Annotated in this window: 16 protein-coding genes; 10 read left to right on the top strand and 6 right to left on the bottom strand. The window is 64.9% G+C overall.

Features of this window, described 5'->3' with window-relative positions; all coding sequences use genetic code 11:
* Nucleotides 1–17: 17 nt before the first annotated feature.
* The gene (locus AC6CHL_RS03740) at nt 18–3,674 is read left to right on the top strand and encodes a zinc ribbon domain-containing protein (protein WP_498293416.1); all 3,657 of its coding nucleotides are present in this window, start codon (nt 18–20) and stop codon (nt 3,672–3,674) included.
* An 89-nt stretch (nt 3,675–3,763) separates the two neighbouring features.
* Nucleotides 3,764–5,128 carry a sensor histidine kinase gene (locus AC6CHL_RS03735; protein WP_161578716.1) on the top strand — a complete coding sequence of 455 codons (1,365 nt, stop codon included), beginning with the start codon at nt 3,764–3,766 and terminating at the stop codon, nt 5,126–5,128.
* On the opposite strand, the gene AC6CHL_RS03730 is transcribed toward AC6CHL_RS03735, so the two are convergent.
* The 4 genes from AC6CHL_RS03730 to AC6CHL_RS03715 form a co-directional block, all read right to left on the bottom strand.
* On the bottom strand, nt 5,118–5,765 hold the full coding sequence (locus AC6CHL_RS03730) for a hypothetical protein (RefSeq protein ID WP_137189768.1): 648 nt from the start codon (nt 5,763–5,765) through the stop codon (nt 5,118–5,120). The two genes, AC6CHL_RS03735 and AC6CHL_RS03730, sit on opposite strands and share 11 nt — an antisense overlap.
* A 760-nt stretch (nt 5,766–6,525) precedes the next feature.
* Complete coding sequence (locus tag AC6CHL_RS03725; protein ID WP_498293415.1) at nt 6,526–7,527, bottom strand: NADP-dependent oxidoreductase; 1,002 nt, start codon at nt 7,525–7,527, stop codon at nt 6,526–6,528.
* Nucleotides 7,524–8,306: an SDR family NAD(P)-dependent oxidoreductase gene (locus AC6CHL_RS03720; protein WP_498293414.1), complete on the bottom strand. Its 783-nt coding sequence runs from the start codon at nt 8,304–8,306 to the stop codon at nt 7,524–7,526. The genes AC6CHL_RS03725 and AC6CHL_RS03720 overlap by 4 nt, the downstream gene beginning before the upstream one ends.
* 59 nt (nt 8,307–8,365) lie before the next feature.
* On the bottom strand, nt 8,366–9,463 hold the full coding sequence (locus AC6CHL_RS03715; protein WP_498293412.1) for an alkene reductase: 1,098 nt from the start codon (nt 9,461–9,463) through the stop codon (nt 8,366–8,368).
* 177 nt (nt 9,464–9,640) lie between these two features.
* Between AC6CHL_RS03715 and AC6CHL_RS03710 the strand changes: the two genes are divergently transcribed.
* The 7 genes from AC6CHL_RS03710 to AC6CHL_RS03680 all read left to right on the top strand — a co-directional run bounded on the left by AC6CHL_RS03710 (nt 9,641) and on the right by AC6CHL_RS03680 (nt 17,639).
* Nucleotides 9,641–10,222, top strand: coding sequence for a TetR/AcrR family transcriptional regulator (locus AC6CHL_RS03710; protein WP_038687778.1), 582 nt, complete (start codon nt 9,641–9,643; stop codon nt 10,220–10,222).
* A gap of 156 nt (nt 10,223–10,378) precedes the next feature.
* Nucleotides 10,379–11,008, top strand: coding sequence for a TetR/AcrR family transcriptional regulator (locus tag AC6CHL_RS03705; protein ID WP_141056980.1), 630 nt, complete (start codon nt 10,379–10,381; stop codon nt 11,006–11,008).
* Nucleotides 11,009–11,070: 62 nt separating this feature from the next.
* On the top strand, nt 11,071–12,183 hold the full coding sequence (locus tag AC6CHL_RS03700; RefSeq protein ID WP_498293411.1) for an efflux RND transporter periplasmic adaptor subunit: 1,113 nt from the start codon (nt 11,071–11,073) through the stop codon (nt 12,181–12,183).
* Nucleotides 12,180–15,245: an efflux RND transporter permease subunit gene (locus tag AC6CHL_RS03695; protein WP_498293410.1), complete on the top strand. Its 3,066-nt coding sequence runs from the start codon at nt 12,180–12,182 to the stop codon at nt 15,243–15,245. Before AC6CHL_RS03700 ends, AC6CHL_RS03695 begins: the two co-directional genes overlap by 4 nt.
* A gap of 36 nt (nt 15,246–15,281) precedes the next feature.
* Entirely contained in the window at nt 15,282–16,559 is a 1,278-nt protein-coding gene (gene fabF / locus AC6CHL_RS03690) for a beta-ketoacyl-ACP synthase II (protein ID WP_498293408.1), read from the top strand.
* A complete protein-coding gene (locus tag AC6CHL_RS03685; RefSeq protein WP_498293406.1) occupies nt 16,556–17,182 on the top strand; it encodes a TetR/AcrR family transcriptional regulator in 627 nt (208 codons plus the stop codon). Before fabF ends, AC6CHL_RS03685 begins: the two co-directional genes overlap by 4 nt.
* A gap of 112 nt (nt 17,183–17,294) precedes the next feature.
* Nucleotides 17,295–17,639 carry a hypothetical protein gene (locus AC6CHL_RS03680; RefSeq protein WP_320491569.1) on the top strand — a complete coding sequence of 115 codons (345 nt, stop codon included), beginning with the start codon at nt 17,295–17,297 and terminating at the stop codon, nt 17,637–17,639.
* A gap of 46 nt (nt 17,640–17,685) precedes the next feature.
* Here the strand turns inward: AC6CHL_RS03680 and AC6CHL_RS03675 are convergent, their stop codons facing one another.
* Entirely contained in the window at nt 17,686–18,228 is a 543-nt protein-coding gene (locus AC6CHL_RS03675; protein ID WP_448136871.1) for a cysteine hydrolase family protein, read from the bottom strand.
* A 121-nt stretch (nt 18,229–18,349) separates the two neighbouring features.
* A complete protein-coding gene (locus AC6CHL_RS03670; protein WP_038687788.1) occupies nt 18,350–18,847 on the bottom strand; it encodes a YciE/YciF ferroxidase family protein in 498 nt (165 codons plus the stop codon).
* A gap of 304 nt (nt 18,848–19,151) precedes the next feature.
* Between AC6CHL_RS03670 and AC6CHL_RS03665 the strand changes: the two genes are divergently transcribed.
* Nucleotides 19,152–19,238: a DUF3606 domain-containing protein gene (locus AC6CHL_RS03665; protein ID WP_137190082.1), complete on the top strand. Its 87-nt coding sequence runs from the start codon at nt 19,152–19,154 to the stop codon at nt 19,236–19,238.
* Nucleotides 19,239–19,284: the final 46 nt, after the last annotated feature.

Genomic DNA, 19,284 nt, shown 5'->3' with positions numbered 1-19,284 from the left:
GGAACAGGGGACACGCCATGAAAATTCAAATGAAGGTGCTGGATTGCGCGCTCATCAGCCTGCTTGCCAGCGGCATGGGACTCGGAACGGCCCAGGCTCAGGATCCGGGCACCGCGTGCACGGACAGCGGGTGCCGCTCCGAAGAAGGAGTGCTTTTCCAGCTCCAGACCCGAAGCTACGACGAGCCGGTGACGCGGGGCACGGCCCCGGGGTCCACGGCTCAAGCGCTGGCGCCGGATCGGCGCGTGCAGGTGGCGCTTGCGCAGCCGGGGCGAGCAGTGGCCAGTGGAACGTTCTCCATCGACCTGCCGAACGGTGGCGCGGTCTGGGCGACCGAAGACCCGACGCTGGGCGAGCCGACGCTGTCCATTTCAGCGCCGTCGATCATCGCGTTCGATGGGACCCGGGTCACCAAGCCGGTGCAGTTCTACGTTCGCAGCAACTACTCGCGCTTTATCGAGCGCTATGAGTTGAGCATCCATCGGGCGGAAGATGTTGATCTGATCGAGCCGCTGGCTCGGTTGCCCATTGACGTGGCTGCGGTCTCCACCATGGAGTGGAATGGCGAACTGCCCAACCGTTTCCGTTATCGGGCCGGAGACGCGCTGGTCTATGTGCTGCGTGCCTACGATGCGGACGGACGCTTTGATGAAACCCAGCCGCGTCAACTGCAGCTGGTGCGGCCTGAAGAGGCCGATCGGGGCGCGGTTGCCCTGCGTCAGAGCGTGGAGAAGAACATGGGCACCGCGCTCACCACGGAGCAGGCGCAGGAGCAGCGTCTGCTGGACGAGGTCTTTGCCATTGATGGTCTGCGCCAGCAGAACATCCCGATCCGCGGGTCCCGCATTCGGATCCATGGCCGAAACCTGCCCGAAGGTGTGAGCCTGAAGATCAACGGCGACGCCTACCCGATCGACATGGAGCGCAAGTTCGTCGCCGAGTATCTGTCCCCGATCGGCCTGAGCTCCTTCCTGATCGAACTGGACGGCAAAGGCGAGCCCATCCGCAGCAACCTGGATGTCAACGTCACCGGCCGCTACCTGTTCGGCGTGGGCCTTGCAGACGTGACGGTGTATCAGAACAAGGTCAGCGGATCCGTCGACGCATCTGCCCTGAACGAGCGCTATGCGGACGACGTCATCAGCGACGGCCGCCTTGCGTTCTACCTGAAGGCCAAAGCGCAGGGTCGCTACCTCATCACCGCGCAGGCCGATACCACCGAACGGGATCTGGAGGCGCTGTTCACCGGCTTCACCCGGGCCGATGCGACGGACGTGTTCCGTCGTCTGGACCCGGATCTGTACTACCCGGTGTATGGCGACGACTCCAGCGTCTATCGCGATGTGGACACGATGGGCCGGTTCTACGTGCGCATGGATTGGGACAAGAACCAGGCCCTTTGGGGCAACTTCGCCACGGGAATCACCGGCACGGAGTACGCCCAATACGTTCGGTCGCTGTACGGCGCGGCCCTGGACTGGCGGTCCCGCGCGAGCAACGCGTGGGGTGACCCGGCAACGCAGTTGCGTGCGTTTGCGTCCGAGGCCCAGACCGCACCGGGCCATAGCGAGTTCCTGGGCACCGGCGGCAGCCTTTACTACCTGCGCCATGCCGATGTCCTGCCGGGCTCGGAGCAGGTGGTGTTGGAGATCCGTGATTTGACCACGGGCCGCGTGGAGAGCACGGTCGCATTGAAGCGGGGGGCAGACTACGAGATCGACGAGCTGCAGGGGCGAATCCTGCTGACGCGGCCGCTTGCGCAGGTCACGCGCGAGCATATGCCCTCCATCACACGCGACACGCCGCTGGATGGCTATCAGCAGCGCCTGGTCGTGGATTACGAGTGGGTGCCCTCCGACTTCGACGCAGACGACATGACGGCAGGCGTGCGGGCCAAGCATTGGTTCGGCAACCATGTGGGCGTGGGTGTCACGCAGGTCGAGGAGAACCGCGCAGGCGAGGATTACCAGCTTTCCGGAGCGGACCTGACCCTGCAGGCCGGCAAGGGAACCTTCCTGAAGATCGAACACAGCCGCACGGAATCGAGCAGCGCACCGCTGTTTTTCTCGGATAATGGTGGCTTCACCTTCCGACGCATCGATGGTGCGGGTCCGCAGAGTGGCGAGGCCTCCGCCGTCGAAGGACGCGTGAACCTCAAGGAGCTCGGCTGGACGGCCCAGGACTGGAGTGCTGCTGCATGGTGGCGGGACGTGGGCGCCGGCTATTCCATCAGCCGCTACGACACCGGGGCCGATGTCACCGAGTATGGCGCCGAGGTGCTGGGCCAGGTGCATCGCGATCTGTCGCTGTACGGTCGTGTCAGCCGTGCCGAGAGGGGGGGCGAGGCGCTGGAGCAGGCACAGGTGACTGCACAGTGGCGAATCGGTGATTTCGACGGGTTGACCACTGAGCTGCGTCGGACCGATGAGAAGCGCGCAAGCGGGAATGCGGCCGGCACCCTGGGCGCCGTCAAGTACACCCGCCGCGTGGGCACCGCCCTGGACCTGTACGGCGTTGCGCAGATCACGCTGGATGACGACCATGGCAAGTACGCCGACAACGGCGCGTACACACTGGGAGGCAAGTACCTCTTCGGTGACAGCTCGACCATCGGCGTGGAAACCACCCGTGGGGACCGGGGAGACGCCACGCAGATCGATGCCGAGTATCGCGTCAACGCCCAGCAGAGCATCTACGGCAGTTACACCTTGTCCACGGACAGCACGAGCTACGATTCTCTGTTCAACCCCGAGCGCCAGTCCGGCTGGACGGCCGGCCAACGCTGGCGCCTGTCCAACCAGGTCAACGTGTTCAATGAGAGCCAGTATCTGAAGAATCCGGATGAATCCGGCCTGGCGCATACCTTTGGCATGGATTTCTATCCCGCGCAGGGCTGGAATCTCGGTTTCACGCTCCAGGACGGCGAGCTGGTCAACAACGATGGGGGCAATGTTGATCGTCGCGCGGTCAGTGTGTCCGGTGGACGCACCTCGGTGGTGACCGATTGGCAGAGCAAGCTGGAATGGCGACGCGACACCGGTGCTGAACGCCGTGAGCAGTGGGTCGTGACCAACCGCCTGACCCACCGCTTCAACGACAGCTGGCGCATGGCGGCCCGGCTGAACTGGTCGGACACCGATGATGAGATCGACCCCACCCAGGGGGCGCGCTTCATCGAGGGCAACATCGGCTTTGCCTGGCGCCCGTGGGAAAGCACGCGATGGGGAGTCTTTGGGCGTTATACGTATTTGTATGACCTGTCCACGCTGGGTCAGATCAACGGCACCAACGTGGATCAGAAGACCCAGGTGCTCTCCTTCGAGGGCGTGTATCGGATCGATCAACGGTGGGAAGTGGCAGCAAAAGTGGCCCAGCGCGAGGGCGAGGTCCGGATGGGGCGGGGCGCTGGCCCGTGGTTCGACTCGTCAACAACCTTCCTGGCGGGGCAGTTGAGGTACGACCTGTTCCAGGCGTGGCACGGCCTGGCCGAATACCGCACCCTTCAGGTGAAGGATGGCGGTACGCGCCAGGGCTGGCTGGTCGGGCTGGATCGAGACGTGGGCAAGAACTTCCGGATCGGTGCGGGCTACAACTTCACCGATTTCAGCGATAAGCTCACCGACTTCGACTACGACCACCGCGGCTGGTATCTCAACGTGGTAGGCAGCTACTGAGGTTTATGGGAACGTCTCCGCCCGGATATCACGCCACTACTGCCGGCCGTAATGCCGACCGGCGATCTGCTGGCGGACGGGCGCGTGCCTTGTTGACGCTGCCCGTGCGTTGGCTCAGAAACGTGCCCGTGGCAGATCCGGTGGATCTGCGTAACGCGCCGATGCTGCAGCTGGTGCTGTTGCTTCTCGGCGGGCTTCCGCCCCTGGCGTGGGCATACCGGGCTTTTGCGGTGGATGTCCCCTGGCGCGAGGGGGAGCTGGGCAGCATGGCACTGAGCCTGCTGCTGAGTGCCGTCGCCCTGGGCGGCTTCGCGTTGGTCCGGCTGGGGCATTTCCGCTGGGCGGCGTATCAACTGCTGGCGGTGTTTTCGGTGTCGGTCTGCCTGTCCTATGCAGGCAGCGGGTTCACCGCCCAGCGCTTCGAGCAGCCGGTGCTGACGGTCTGCATGGTCATCGCGGCCCTGGTGGTTGGCCGCGGCGCCTTGTGGGGCGTCACTGCCGCCATCTGGGGCGCGTTCGGTCTGGGGCTCTGGACGGAATGGGCGTCCAATGGGTCGGCAGCGCTGGCCGTCGACGGGGTCATCAGCGCGTCGATTTTCCTGCTGATCGCCGTAGTGCTGGACCGTGCCAGCTCTGCGCTGCGCCATAGTCTGGCCGAAGCGAGGGCGAAGGGCCGCGACGCCAGCGAGGCTTATGTGCGGCTTCAAGGAGAGGTGGAGCAGCGCCGCAACGTGGAGCAGCAACTTGTTCATGCCAGAAAAATCGAAGCAGTGGCACGGCTGGCCGCAGGGCTGAACCACGATTTCAACCACCTGCTGTCGCTGATCCTGGGATACGTCCAACAGGCCAAGCGTGGCCAGACGCCTGAGAAAGTCGCGGCATCCCTGGCGGGTGCCGAGAGCGCCGTTCGCAAGGCGGATACGCTGAGTCGCCGCCTTCTGACGTTCAGCCGGCAGAACGACGCCGTGATTGAGCGTCACGAGTTGCGTGGCGTGATCGATGAGCTGACACCGCTGCTCCGACAGACCATTTCTCCAGGCGTTCGGCTGCATACGGAAATTCCGGCAGGTCTTTTCGTCGATTTCGACCGGGATCAGCTCGGTCTTATCGTGCTGAACCTGTTGAGCAACGCGGACGACGCCATGGCGGGGCAGGGCACCATCCGCTTGATCGCCCAGGACGCCGGTGATGGCATCTGCCTTTCATGCGCAGACTCCGGTCCCGGGATCGACGACGAGCTGAAAAGCCGCATTTTTGAGCCTTTCGTGACGACCAAGCCGCACGGTCAGGGAACGGGCCTTGGGCTGGCAATGGCCAAGGATCTGATGCTCGGCCAGGGGGGTGATATCGCGCTGGAAAGCACACCAGGGCAAGGGGCGATCTTCCACCTGAACTTCCCCAGGTCTGGCACCACTTCCCATGCGCCCGTCACGGCATTACCGATCAACCCATAGCCGTTGATCGGAGCTGGGCGGTCAGCAGGCGCGTCAGGCTGCGTCGCGCGAAATACCCCTGCAGTTGCCTGGCCTTGATGGTCGTTGCCCTCAGTTGAGGGAGGCAATCGGTACGGTGGTCGATCCGGTAGCAGCGCGACGCCCCGCACAGCTCTGCCTGGCTCGCGGTGACCGTCACCACGGTCACCTCCAGACTGGTGAAGTCTGCATCAGACGCGATCTCCGGATTCTCCTTGCTGGCGCGCTCGATAAGCGTACGGAACCGGCCCAGGTCTCGTTCGCCCCCGCTGGTGAGCGAGCCGACGTTGGTCGCACGGCGGACATCGTCGTCGTCGCCGGGAACATCCTGGCTCCAGCGCTCCGTGCGTTCGGGTATGACCGCGCGAACGACCTTGCCATCCGGCTCAATCAGGTCGATGACCACGTCAAGCAGATACACCGGTTCCAATCCCAGATTGGTCACGAAGCAATGCGCGTCCAGGTCCTTGCCGGCGCCGGATGTGATCAGAATGGACGGTCGCTGCTGACGTCGGTAGCTGCGCAGGAAAAAACTGAGGTAAACCACCCAGATCAACGCCGTCACGCAGGTCATGGCGGCGGTTATCAGCGGGGCGAAATGAAGCAGGTTCTGAAGCACGATGGGCTGGATTCCGTAGGGCCGACGCAGGGATACGCGTTCGCTGCCATGATCGCCATTGAACCGCTTGCACCCTGTGAAACGCCCGGCGCCGATCGCGCAGGGGAACGGCGCGCGGCTTCAGAATGGGGATCGCCCGCAACGCAGGCGGCCCACGGGCAGTGGCAGGCCAGTGGCCAGGCGGCAGTTAAGGGACCGCGAGACAGTCGCCTTGATTCAACGTCCCGAACACGTGTCAGCCGCTGAGGCCTGGATCACTGCGGCGGTGCATCCGGAGACGCAGGGCCCGCAGCCGACCGTTGCGAAAACTCCACGAAACGCGCCGCCGAGATCGCCTGACGGCTGCCGCACGCTGGGCACTCCAGCACCGCGCCTCCGCCCGGAATGTTCGCAAGGCTCGGCGGGGCAGCGGCAGTGGTGACGTGATGGCAGGAAAGACATTCGGCCTGGACACTGAGCACTTTGGGCTCCTCGCCCGAGTCCGGCCGACCTGGCTGCACGTTCACTTCAAACAAATAGAACCGCCCTGTATTTGGCATGCTCACGCGTTCGCATTGAGGGCCCCTGGGGTGACGACGCGGGCCTGGGTCTGGATTTCATCATAGGCCGCCGCGACGGCCGGAGCCAGAGCGCCCGTGTCCCCGCCTGGCTTTGCCGGGGCCGGAGGGGCAGGGAAGGGCGTGAGAAGAGAGCCGCGATCGCCGGTCCTCCTGACCGGCATCTCCGGGCTGGATGGCACGTGCAGCGGGGGGCAATCGAACTACGGCAGTTCCACTACCACTTTCCCCTTCGCCCGCCCGCTCTCCACATGGGCCAGCGCGCCTTGGGTGTCCTCGAACGGGAACACCCGATCAATGACCGGGACGATTGCGCCGGACTCGACAAGCGATGCGATGGCGCTCAGTTGCGCCCCATCGGCCCGCATGAAGACGAAGGAATACGTCACCCCCTTCCTCTTGGCCTTGCTCCGGATGCCACGGCTGAGCAGGCGCATGACCTGCTTGAGCGGCCAGGCCAACCCGCGCGCGGTCGCAAAGGTGGGCGTGGGCGGGCCCGAGATGGAGATGAGATGGCCACCCGGCTTGAGGATCTGCAGCGAGCGCTCCAGTTCATCCTTGCCCAGGCTGTTGAGCACCACATCGTAGTCGCGCAGTGCCGTGGCGAAATCCTGCTGCCTGTAATCGATGACCACGTCCGCGCCCAGGTCCTTTACCCACGCCACGTTGGCGGTGCTCGTGGTGGTGGCAACGAACGCGCCAAGGTGTTTGGCCAGCTGGATCGCCACGGTGCCGACGCCGCCGGAGCCCGCCTGGATGAAGACCTTCTGACCCGGTTTCAGCTGGGCGGTTTCGACCAGGGCCTGCCACGCAGTCAGCGCGACCAGCGGCAGCGAGGCGGCCTCCACCATGGTGAGGTTGTGGGGCTTGAGTGCCACGGATGCGGCGCTGACGGCGATGAACTCGGCGAACGTCCCGATGCGATCATCGTCGGGGCGTGCGTATACCTCGTCGCCCGGTTTGAACTGGGAAACCCCGGCGCCAACACGCTCCACCGTGCCGGCCAGGTCGTTGCCCAGAATCAGCGGCAGGCGATACGGCAGGATCACCTTGAACTCGCCCCGCCGGATCTTCGTGTCCAGCGCGTTGACGCTGGCCGCATGCACGCGGATGAGCACATCGTCGTCGCGCAGCGCCGGCGTTGGCACGTCATCGATATGGCCGGTTTCCTTCTTGCCGTACCGGTCGATGAGGAAGGCTTTCATGGGCGATAGCGCTCTGCAGCCTGCGCCTGCCGGACGTCCGAGAGCAGGCCCTGGCGCGATGCCTCCAGCGTGTCCCAGCGTGCGGCCACATGCAGCGGCGGAATGGTCACGGTTTCGCGACGATCAAAGCCGACCAGGGCGGCATCCACCAGCTCGCCGACATCCATCACCTCCGGCAACGTGTTGATGTCGATGCCGGCACGCTCCCAGATCTCGGTGCGCGTGGCGGCAGGCAGCACGGCCTGCACATAGACGCCCTTGGGCGACAGCTCCAGGCTGAGCCCCTGCGACAGGAACAGCACAAAGGCTTTGGTCGCACCGTAGACGGACATGCCGAACTCGGGCGCCAGGCCCACCACCGAGCCGATGTTGACGATGGCGCCTTCGCCGGCGTTGGCCAGGCGGGGTGCAACGGCCGCGGCCAGGCGCGTCAGGGCGAGCGTGTTCAGCGTCACCAGCTGATCGATGCTGTCGGCCGATTGCGCGGTGAAGCCACCGGACTGGGCGATGCCCGCGTTGTTGATCAGGATGCCGATACGCGCATCGTCGCGCAGGCGGGTTTCGACGTTGGCCAGATCGGTGGGCTGGGTGAGGTCGGCCGGCAGGACGTCTACGGCGACCCCGGTGTCCTGGCGCAGGCGGGCGGCCAGCGTGTCCAGGCGCGTCTTGTCGCGCGCGACCAGTACCAGGTCGTGGCCGCGGCGTGCGAAGCGTTCGGCGTAAACGGTGCCGATGCCGCTGGAGGCGCCGGTGATGAGGACGGTGGGAAGCAGGCTCATGGTGTGTCTCTTGGAATTGGGTGGGCGAGAAGGGGGGCAGCGCGGTGCTATCGAACGGATTACTGCGGCGTCGTAGCGGTCAATGCGGGGTAGTCGGTGTAGCCCTCCGCGCCGCCGCCGTACAACGTGGCGGGGTTCAATGCGTTCAAGGGCGCGCCGGTCTTCAGGCGTTCCACCAGATCGGGATTGCTGATGAAGGCACGGCCAAATGCAACGAGGTCCGCCTTGCCTTCGGCGAGGTGTGCGCTGGCCAGGTCCAGGTCGTAGCCGTTGTTGGCCAGGTAGGTGCCCTTGAAGCGGGCGCGCAGCCCATCGAAGTCGAAGGGGGCCACGTCGCGCGGGCCGCCGGTTGCGCCTTCAACCACGTGCAGGTAGACGATGCCCAGCGCGCTGAGCTGGTCGACGATGTAGTCGTACTGCGGCTGCGGGTCGCTGACCGTGGCGATGGCATTGGCCGGCGAGACCGGGGAAATGCGCACGCCGGTGCGATCCTCGCCGATCTCCTGCGCCACGGCGGCAGTGACCTCCAGCAGCAGGCGCGCGCGGTTCTCGATGGAGCCGCCGTAGGCGTCGGTGCGCTGGTTGGCGCCGTCCTTGATGAACTGTTCCAGCAGGTAGCCGTTGGCACCGTGGATTTCCACGCCGTCAAAACCGGCGGCGATGGCATTGGCGGCGGCCTGGCGGAAGTCGTTGACGATGGCCGGCAGCTCGTCGATCGCCAATGCGCGCGGTTCGGACACATCGACAAAGCCGTTGTGGACGAAGGTCTTGGTCTGCGCGCGGATGGCCGAGGCGGAGACCGGCGCGGCGTTACCTGGTTGAAGGTCCACGTGCGAGATGCGGCCCACGTGCCACAACTGCACGAAGATGCGCCCGCCGCGGGCATGCACGGCATCGGTGACCGCGCGCCAGCCGTCGATCTGGTCCTGGGTGTATAGCCCCGGCGTGTCCTGGTAGCCCTGGGCCTGGGCCGAGATCTGGGTGGCCTCGGTGATGATCAGGCCGGCCGAGGCGCGCTGGGCGTAGTAGGTGGCGGCCAGCGGGCTGGGCACCAGACCGGTGCCGGCGCGGTTGCGCGTCAGCGGGGCCATCACGATGCGGTTGGCCAGCGTCAGCGGGCCAAGGGATTGGGGCTGGAAGAGCGTCGGGGTCGTCATGGGGTGTGGAGTCGTGATCGTTGAGGGGGCGTTGCGGAGGGGCGGAAGCCCGCTCCGGGGTAGGGGTGGCGCAATGATGATGACCGTAATCTTAGATGTCAATGGTTTGATGATGCACGTAATCTAAGTGTGGTAAAGTGCCGTACTTCCGCAGCACAGCGTTGCAGGGCATCGTTCATGAAGGTCACCAAGGCACAGGCGCAGGCCAACCGGGCGCACATCGTCGAAACCGCCTCCACCCTGTTCCGGGAGCGGGGATACGACGGCGTGGGCGTGGCAGACCTGATGGGGGCCGCGGGCTTTACGCACGGCGGCTTCTATAAGCACTTCGGGTCGAAGGCCGACCTGATGGCGGAAGCGGCCGCCTGTGGCTTTGCGACATCCGCCGAGGCATTGGCCGGGACCGATCTGCGCGCCTTCCTGACCTACTACCTGTCCCGCGAACACCGGGATGCACCGGGGCAAGGCTGCACGATGGCGGCACTGTGCACGGATGCCGCGCGTCAGCCGGCGTCGGTCAAGGCTGCGTTTGCAACCGGTATCGACGCGCAGCTGGAAGACGGCTCAGGTCGCGATGGCCAGATTGATGCGGCCGCCGCCGAGCGCAGCCGTGCGCGGCGGATCGCGCTGATTGCGCAGGCGGTGGGCGCGGTGGTGTTGTCGCGGTCCTGCCCGGACGATGCGGCACTGGCCGACGAGATTCTGGACGCCTGTCGGAACGACATACTGGCGCGGCTGCCGGACGCACCTGCGGCTTGAGGCCGTGCTTCAGGGATGAGCTGCGCAGGTAAGCGCGCGGCCCCTGTGGGGATGGCGACTTGAGAAGCCGCACGGGAATCAACAACGGCCGTGGGTAAACCCATACCCGATTGGTCACTATTTGCCCGCGTCACCGCGCAGCGCTACGCTTCCCCGATGTCTACTTCATCCTCCGCAGCGCTCGATGCCGGGCGTGGCCCCGCTGAGCACGACGTGCGCACGCAGATCATCGAGGCGGCCACCGCGCACTTCAGTCACTACGGCTACGACAAGACCACGGTGTCTGACCTGGCCAAGGCCATCGGCTTCTCCAAGGCGTACATCTACAAGTTTTTTGCCTCCAAGCAGGCCATCGGGGAGGTCATCTGCACCAATTGCCTGGCGCAGATCGAAGGCGAGGTGCATGCGGCCCTGGAGGGGGTTCAAACCCCGCCTGACAGGCTGCGGGTGCTGTTTACCGTGATCGTGGAGGCCAGTCTTCGCCTGTTCCTCCAGGATCGCCGCCTCTATGAAATCGCCGTGGCGGCCGCGACGGATCAATGGCCCTCGACCCAGGCCTACAAAGGCCGCATCCGGCAACTGGTGGAAGAGATCCTGAAAGAGGGGCGCGCGTCCGGCGTCTTTGAGCGCGCGACGCCGCTCGAAGCGACCAGCCAGGCGGTCTATCAGGTCCTGGTTCCCTATCTGCACCCAGTGACGCTTCCACACCTGGCGGCTCTGCATGCGGAAGCGCCCACGGCCTTGCAGGACCTGGTGCTCAGGAGTCTTGCCCCGCAACGAAAGTGACTATTGACGGAATCGGTCACTAGGAACAGAATGCCTCCGGATACCCCACTCCGGAAGACCGTATGCGGCGCCGTTTTGTACTCACAGCCATCTCCTGTGTTGTTCCGTTGTTCCTTGCGGCCTGCGGAACGTCGGATGACATCGACCCCCGGACCGCGCCGCCCATCGTCCGGGTTGCCCATGTGCAGCCGGGCGCGGGAAACGCACGCACGTTTACGGGCACCATCGCCGCAAAGGTGCAGAGCGATCTGGCCTTCCGGGTCGGCGGCAAGGTCACTGAGCGCCTCGTGGAGACCGGGCAGACGGTCAAGCGCGGGGATGTGCTCTACCGGATCGATCCCAACGACCTGAACCTGGCCGCGGCCTCTCAGCAACAGGCCGTCATCGCGGCCCGTGCGCAAAGCGTGCAGGCCACGGCGGATGAAGCGCGGTATCGCGATCTGGCGGCCAAGGGCGTGGTGTCACGGTCGTCCTACGACCAGATCAAAGCGGCGGCCGACGCGGCGGCTGCGACACTCAAAGCGGCCGAATCCCAGGCCCGGGTTGCGCGCAATGCCAGCCACTACACCGCGCTCGTTGCCGATGCCGACGGGGTGGTCATGACCATCTCTGCGGAGCCCGGTCAGGTTGTGGCGGCGGGGCAGGTGGTTGCCCGGCTTGCCCGTGCGGGCAGCCGAGAGGCGGTCGTCCAGTTGCCCGAGACGCTTCGTCCCCAGATCGGTTCGGTCGCCCTGGCGTCGTCGTTCGGGGGAAGCGGCACGATCCCCGCGCGGTTGCGCGTGCTCTCTGAATCGGCCGACCCCGCAACCCGTACGTTTGAAGCCCGCTACACCCTGGAAGAGGGCAGCACGGCGCTGCCGCTGGGTTCAACGGTGACGGTTGAACTTGGCGGTGCAGCAGCTACCGGTGCGTCGGCAGGCGTGGAGGTTCCGTTGGGCGCCCTGTTCGATCCTGGCACCGGACCCGGTGTCTGGGTGATCGGAGGTGAGCCGCTCAAGGCCACGTGGACGCCGGTAGCCGTCAAGCAACTGGGCGATGACAAGGCGTTGGTTGAGGGGGCTTTCAAGGCATCGGATCGCGTGGCGGCTCTAGGCGCTCACCTGCTCCGCGAAGGGCAGGTGGTTCGCCTGGCCGACACGGCCAAGCGCGCAGTGGCAACCGGAGCCCAGCGGTGAGTGGGTTCAATCTGTCGGCGCTTGCGGTGCGCGAGCGCGCCATCACCGTCTTCCTGATCTTCCTGATCTCGGTTGCCGGCATCGTGTCGTTCTTCCAGCTTGGACGGGCAGAGGACCCCGCGTTCACCGTCAAAGTCATGACCATCGTGACGGCGTGGCCTGGCGCTACGCCCACGGAAATGCAGGACCAGGTCGCCGAGAAGCTGGAAAAGCGCCTGCAGGAGCTGCGCTGGTATGACCGCAGCGAAACCTACACCCGGCCTGGCTTGTCCTTCACCACGCTGACGTTGCAGGACGGCACGCCGCCTTCGCAGGTGCAGGAAGAGTTTTACCAGGCGCGCAAGAAGATGGCGGACGAGGCGGCAAACCTGCCCGCAGGCGTGATCGGCCCGATGGTCAACGACGAATACGCGGATGTCACGTTTGCGCTGTTTGCGTTGAAAGCTAAGGGCGAACCCTTCCGCGCATTGGCGCGCGATGCCGAAACCCTGCGCCAGCGCCTGCTGCACGTGCCTGGGGTAAAGAAGGTCAACATCATCGGTGAGCAGTCCGAGCGCATCTATGTGGAGCTGTCACACGAACGGCTGTCGAACCTGGGCATAACACCGCAGGACGTGTTCGGGGCGCTGAACGGACAGAACGCCCTGACCCCTGCAGGCTCGGTCGAGGCCAAGGGCCCGCAGATTTTCATTCGGCTGGATGGCGCGCTGGATCAGCTGGAAAAGATCCGTGATACGCCCATCGTCGCGCAGGGCAAGACCCTGAAACTGCAGGACATCGCCACCGTGAAGCGTGGCTATGAAGACCCTTCGACCTTCATGATCCGCAACGGTGGCGAGCCTGCCATGCTGCTCGGCATCGTCATGCGGGACGGCTGGAACGGCCTGGATCTGGGTGCCTCACTCGATGCAGAGGTCAAGAAGATCAATCAGGGGCTGCCGGTCGGGATGGCGCTGGACAAGGTGACCGATCAGGCGGTGAACATCAGCGCGTCGGTCGACGAGTTCATGATGAAGTTCTTCGCCGCGCTGCTGGTGGTGATGCTGGTGTGCTTTGTCAGCATGGGCTGGCGCGTGGGGGTGGTGGTGGCGGCCGCGGTGCCACTGACGCTGGCTGCTGTATTCATGGTGATGGCCGCAACCGGTAAGAACTTTGACCGCATCACACTCGGCTCGCTGATCCTGGCGCTCGGCCTGTTGGTGGACGATGCGATCATCGCCATCGAAATGATGGTGGTGAAGATGGAAGAGGGCTATAGCCGGGTCAAGGCATCGGCCTACGCATGGAGCCATACGGCGGCGCCCATGCTGGCCGGCACCCTGGTGACTGCGGTGGGCTTCATGCCCAATGGCTTTGCCCGGTCCACCGCCGGCGAATACACCAGCAACATGTTCTGGATCGTGGGCATCGCGCTGATCGTGTCGTGGGTGGTCGCGGTGTTCTTTACGCCGTACCTGGGGGTGAAGCTTCTCCCTGAACTCAAGACTGTGGAAGGCGGGCACAGCAGCCTTTACGACACGCCGCGTTACAACCGCTTCCGGTCGATCCTGGCGCGGGTGATTGCACGCAAGTGGCTTGCGGCGGGGTCGGTGATCGGCCTGTTCGTGCTTGCTGTGGTGGGCATGGGGCTGGTGAAAAAGCAGTTCTTCCCCATTTCCGATCGCCCGGAGGTGCTGGTCGAAGTGCAGATGCCCTACGGCACGGCCATCGAACAGACCAACCTGGCCACCAGGAAGGTGGAGCAGTGGCTCGCTGGGCAGGAAGAAGCGAAGATCGTCACGGCCTACATCGGTCAGGGCGCACCCCGGTTCTACCTCGCCATTTCCCCGGAACTGCCCGATCCGGCGTTCGCCAAGATCGTGGTGCGTACCGACAGCCAGGCACAGCGCGATGCCCTGAAAGCACGACTGCGTCAGGCGGTGGCGGAGGGCTTGGCGCCCGAGGCGCGGGTGCGCGTGACCCAGCTGGTGTTTGGGCCTTACTCACCTTACCCGGTCGCGTATCGGGTCAGTGGTCCGGATCCGGATGTCATCCGTGGCATTGCGGCCAAGGTCGAGCAGACCCTGCACGCCAGCCCGATGATGCGGACGGTCAACACCGATTGGGGCGTGCGCACGCCAACGCTGCACTTCACGCTGGATCAGGACCGCCTGCAAGCCATGGGAATGACGTCTGCGTCTGTATCGCAGCAGTTGCAGTTCTTCCTGAGCGGGGTGCCGGTCACTGCCGTGCGCGAGGACATTCGCACCGTCGAGGTTGTCGCTCGGTCAGGCGGCGACACACGCCTGGATCCGGCGCGGATTGCGGACTTCACGTTGGTTGGTGCTGCTGGCCAGCGCGTGCCGCTGTCCCAGATCGGCTCGGTCGAGGTCCGGATGGAAGAGCCGGTGCTGCGCCGTCGCGATCGGGTACCCACCATCACCGTGCGCGGTGATATTGACGACGCATTGCAGCCACCGGATGTATCCGCCGCGATCAGCAAGCAGCTTGAGCCCCTCATTGCCGCGCTGCCCGAGGGCTACGCCATTGCCCAGGCCGGTTCCATCGAGGAATCGGGCAAGGCAATGAGTGCGATGTTGCCGCTGTTCCCGATCATGTTGGCGGTGACCCTGCTGATCATCATCCTGCAGGTGCGGTCCATCTCCGCGATGATCATGGTCTTCATGACCAGTCCGTTGGGGCTGATCGGTGTGGTGCCCACGCTGCTGCTGTTCCAGCAGCCGTTCGGCATCAACGCGCTGGTGGGATTGATTGCGTTGTCGGGCATCCTGATGCGCAACACGCTCATCCTCATCGGTCAGATTCACGAGAACGAAGAAGCCGGCATGGAGACCTTCCACGCCATCATCGAGGCCACGGTTCACCGGGCCCGCCCGGTGATCCTGACCTCGCTGGCAGCGGTGCTGGCCTTCATTCCGCTGACCCATTCGGTGTTCTGGGGAACGCTGGCCTACACGCTGATCGGCGGCACCATTGCCGGCACCGTGATGACGCTGGTGTTCCTGCCGGCGATGTATGCCATCTGGTTCAAGGTCCGAGCGGAAAAGACCCCCGTTGCCTGACATTGGCGCGGACCTCTTTTATATGGGAAGTGATGTATGAGCAGTGCCGACAAAGATCGCATCGTGGTGACCGGAATGGGCGTGGTCAGTCCTCTCGGCTGCGGTGTGGAGACCGTCTGGTCGCGCCTCCTTGCCGGGCGCTCCGGCATCGGATCGCTGGGGGCCGAGCTTGCGGCGGGAACCGGCTGTGAAGTGGGTGGCCGCGTGCCTGACCGCATTCAAGATCCCGAGGCCGGCTTCGATTCGACCGGCATCATCGCGCCGAAAGATCTCAAGAAGATGGATCGGTTCGTGGAGTTCGCGTTGGTCGCCGCCCACGAAGCGCTTGAGCAGGCGGGGTGGCAGGACGCCAATGCCCGCGGGCTGCTGCGAACGGCGACCGTGATTGCCACCGGGATCGGCGGGTTTGGATCCATCGTCAATGCGGTCCACACCACCGACAGCCGCGGGCCTGGCCGGCTGTCGCCGTTCACTGCGCCGACCTTCCTGGCCAACATGGCGGCGGGGCAGGCGTCGATCCGTTACGGGTTCAAGGGCCCGCAGGGCGCGCCCGTCACGGCGTGCGCGGCGGGTGTCCAGGCCATTGGTGATGCGGCGCGTCTCATCCGGTCCGGTGAGGCGGACATCGCGCTGTGCGGTGGGGCGGAGGCGGCAATGCACCGGGTCAGCTTGGGCGGATTCGCAGCGGCCAAGGCGCTCAGCACGTCGTTCAATGACACACCGCACGCAGCCTCTCGCCCGTTTGATGAGCAGCGGGACGGGTTCGTCATGTCCGAAGGGGCAGGGTTGCTGGTGATCGAGCGGCTGGACCACGCCTTGGCGCGTGGCGCCACGCCGCTGGCCGAACTGGTTGGCTACGGCACGACCTCCGATGCCTACCATCTGACGGCCGGACCCGAGGACGGCAGCGGGGCGCGCCGGGCAATGGAGATCGCGCTGGCGCAGGCAGGCATTGCGCCGGCGCAGGTCGATCACATCAATGCGCACGCCACCTCCACCCAGGTGGGCGACCGGGCAGAGCTTGCGGCGATGCGCGCGCTGTTTGGTACCCGACCCGATCTTCTGATCTCTGCCACCAAATCCAGCACCGGGCATCTGCTCGGGGCAGCAGGTGGCATCGAAGCCATCTTCACCGTGCTCGCTCTGCGTGATCAGATCGCGCCGGCGACGCTCAATCTGATGCGTCCGGATCCGCTGGCCGAAGGACTGTCGATCGTAGGCGGCGTGCCGCGGAAGGCGGACATGGCGTTCGCCCTGACCAACGGGTTCGGGTTTGGCGGCGTGAATGCCAGCGCGCTGTTCCGGCGCCTATGAACACCGCGGCCTCCACTCGTTGCGCAAGCAAAACCAGCCTCCGCTGGGAGAGGGCGAGGGAGAGCGCCAGGCGGTGCATCCGTGAAGGAGCCGCCACGGTATTTGCGGGGGAGGGGTTTGAGCGGGCAACGATGAGGCGCATCGCGGCGGTCTGTGGCGTCACGAAGGTCACCCTCTACGCGCACTATCGTGACAAGGAGCGGCTTTACAGGGCGGTCATGGACGGCCACCTGGCATCGATGCCGTCAGGCGTGCTCGACATGCACGGGGTTGCCGATCTCGGCGACGCGCTGAGGCGTATCACTGACGGCATCGGGCGATTGGCGGCAGATAGTTCGTGCCAGGCGTTCTGCCGGGCGTTGTCGCACTCTGGCCCGGCCCATGATGTCTACAGGGAACACTGGAACGCGATGCTTGCACCGTATTTCAAGCTTGCAGAAGACGCATTCACGAAGGCGTCCAGCCGCCCGACCCACGCCCCAGACAGCGAGAAGTTCCTGAGGCTGCTCCTCACAGAACATGGCTTACCCCAAGGGGACAGGCTGGTATCTGGACCCGATGCAACCGTCGCGCTTTTCCTGCGGGCCTACGCGACGCCGCTGCCAGGCGCCCGCGAATTTTGACGCGGTCTTGGCGCGTGCTGCGGATACTTCTCCGTCATTGTTCCAGAGGAGAAGGGCAATGGCCGCCAGACAAAAGACCCCGTCAAGCCCCAAGGTGGTGAGGATCGAAGCAATGCCGCTGGACTTCGGCGAAGCCGCCGTCGTGATCGAGCTGGACGCCGAGCCGCCCAAGCGCTGGTTCAAGGCGCTCAAACGCGAGATGACCTATTCAGAGGGCCTGGAGACGGCGTCGGCGAAGTTCGACGGCTGCTTCGTCTACCTCGTGGGGCTGGATCCGGCCCTGGGGAGCGCGGTCCGCTGTGCCAGCCGGCTGCTTGCAGCGGTGCAGGAGGGTCTTGAACAGACCGGCATCGGGTCTCCGGAAGCGCCCCATCTGGCCGCTGACGGCGCACCGCATACAACGGCTTCGATGCAGACGCCACCACGTCCACCTATGGGGAGTCGCCTCCTTATGTAACAGGGGACGGCTGAGACGGCGGCAGAGGACGTATTCATTCGACGCCTCAGCGGCGCAGGTAGCTGGCCAGTTTGAGGACGGTGGCTGCCTTGGACGCTTCGAGCAGTCGTAATGCAGTGGTCTTTCGGGCGCCGATGCCGGCAACCGCTTCCCGAATCACGATCGTTTCATACTCCCTGGCATTGCCATCGAAACATGTGGCCGTGATGCATGACTCCGCCGTCATCCCGGCAACCACGAGTTCCCTCACGCCGAGCTTGGCAAGCAGCACGGCGAGCGGGGTAGCGAGGAACGCCGAGTGTTTGGGCTTGAGCACGAAGTAGTCGCCATGCTCCGGCTGGAGGATCTTGGCGATCCCCGATGACGCACCCTCCGTGGCCAAACAGAGCCTCACCAGCTCTTTGAAATCCATCTGCCAGTTGGCGAAGTTGTCGTTAGCGTAGATGACCGGATGGCCGCGATCCCGGAAATGCTGCGCGAGCCTTGCGATGTGCCGCGCGGCTTCCAAAGCCTTGGGCTTTACTTGGTCGGCGTCCGGGAAATCGAACAACGTGAACATGTCGATGATCAGGAGCGCAGGGCTGGGCATACGCATAGCTGTTCTGGCGCCTTAATCGCCCGTTTGGCCGTGAGGCTCTATCAGAGGCTGGAGTGAAGGAGCGGCGGTCCATGCCGCTCCGTGGATCACTGCTGAATCCGAGCCATGGGCCTCAGGCGGCCTTTGCCGCCTTGGCGTTGCCGCCGGACTTGGCCAGGATCGTCAGCTTCTCATCGGTTGCCTTTTCTTCTTCCAGGGTTTCCAGCAGAAGCGGAAGCGCGTCCTTGTAACCCAGCTGCTTGGCGAGGGCAGCGATGGTGCCGTAGGACGCGATCTCGTAGTGTTCAACCTTCTGGGCGCCGCCGATAAGCGCGGCATCGCGCACGGGGCCTTCCTCGATGCTGTCGATGGCTTCTTTCCCCTCCTCAACCAGCCCTTCCATGGCGGCGCACTTGATGCGCTTGAGCCGAATGCCCAGCAGCTCGACGACCTGGTCGATGCGCTCGATCTGGCCCTGGGTCTCTTCAAGATGGGTTTCGAAGGCGGCGGCCAGGTCCGGGTCGGTGGCGGCGCGCGCCAGGCGGGGCAGCGCCTTGGCCATCTGCTTCTCCGCGCTGTAAATGTCCGACAGTTCGTGGATGAACAGGTCTTCTGCGGTCTTGATCGCCATGAGGATTCTCCGGGTTGGTGGTGGGTGGAGCGCTGAAGCTAGGCGCACTCTCGTTAGGCGCGTGCGCAGATCCGTGAAGGTCTGCTACACGCACGCCATGTCGCGCTTGTCGCACGGCATGCACACCGCTTTCCTTGCGTCGTTCAGGCGTTGATAACCGCCTCGCACGGGTCGTTGAACCCGCTCGCGCGCTTGGCCCAAGGGCCGCAATTCAGGATGGAACGTGTGAAGGGGCATGCAATGCATGTTCACCGGCGCCCCACAGTTGGGGGGCTAGAAAGAGGTCCAGTAGTGGACCAAGGCCTTGGGCGTGACCGCTGCTCGACTCAAGGACGCGATCAAGGCCGTAGGCCCGACCTCGGTAGCGGTTCGCAGGCATCTGGACAAGTGACGGTCGGTGGGGACGTTCCGCACTGAACATGGCCGCACGTCCAGCG

The sequence above is a fragment of the Stenotrophomonas sp. GQ19 genome (genome assembly GCF_059758695.1).
The sequence above is the reverse complement of the archived record's forward strand: the minus strand, read 5'-3'. Positions and strand labels throughout refer to the sequence as shown.

Coding starts and splice junctions, on each gene's coding strand:
- AC6CHL_RS03705 (WP_141056980.1), top strand. CDS start 10,379: ATGTCTACTTCATCCTCCGCAGCGCTCGATGCCGGGCGTGGCCCCGCT.
- AC6CHL_RS03675 (WP_448136871.1), bottom strand. CDS start 18,228: ATGCCCAGCCCTGCGCTCCTGATCATCGACATGTTCACGTTGTTCGAT.
- AC6CHL_RS03715 (WP_498293412.1), bottom strand. CDS start 9,463: ATGACGACCCCGACGCTCTTCCAGCCCCAATCCCTTGGCCCGCTGACG.
- AC6CHL_RS03680 (WP_320491569.1), top strand. CDS start 17,295: ATGCCGCTGGACTTCGGCGAAGCCGCCGTCGTGATCGAGCTGGACGCC.
- AC6CHL_RS03685 (WP_498293406.1), top strand. CDS start 16,556: ATGAACACCGCGGCCTCCACTCGTTGCGCAAGCAAAACCAGCCTCCGC.
- fabF (WP_498293408.1), top strand. CDS start 15,282: ATGAGCAGTGCCGACAAAGATCGCATCGTGGTGACCGGAATGGGCGTG.
- AC6CHL_RS03740 (WP_498293416.1), top strand. CDS start 18: ATGAAAATTCAAATGAAGGTGCTGGATTGCGCGCTCATCAGCCTGCTT.
- AC6CHL_RS03710 (WP_038687778.1), top strand. CDS start 9,641: ATGAAGGTCACCAAGGCACAGGCGCAGGCCAACCGGGCGCACATCGTC.
- AC6CHL_RS03720 (WP_498293414.1), bottom strand. CDS start 8,306: ATGAGCCTGCTTCCCACCGTCCTCATCACCGGCGCCTCCAGCGGCATC.
- AC6CHL_RS03725 (WP_498293415.1), bottom strand. CDS start 7,527: ATGAAAGCCTTCCTCATCGACCGGTACGGCAAGAAGGAAACCGGCCAT.
- AC6CHL_RS03670 (WP_038687788.1), bottom strand. CDS start 18,847: ATGGCGATCAAGACCGCAGAAGACCTGTTCATCCACGAACTGTCGGAC.
- AC6CHL_RS03700 (WP_498293411.1), top strand. CDS start 11,071: ATGCGGCGCCGTTTTGTACTCACAGCCATCTCCTGTGTTGTTCCGTTG.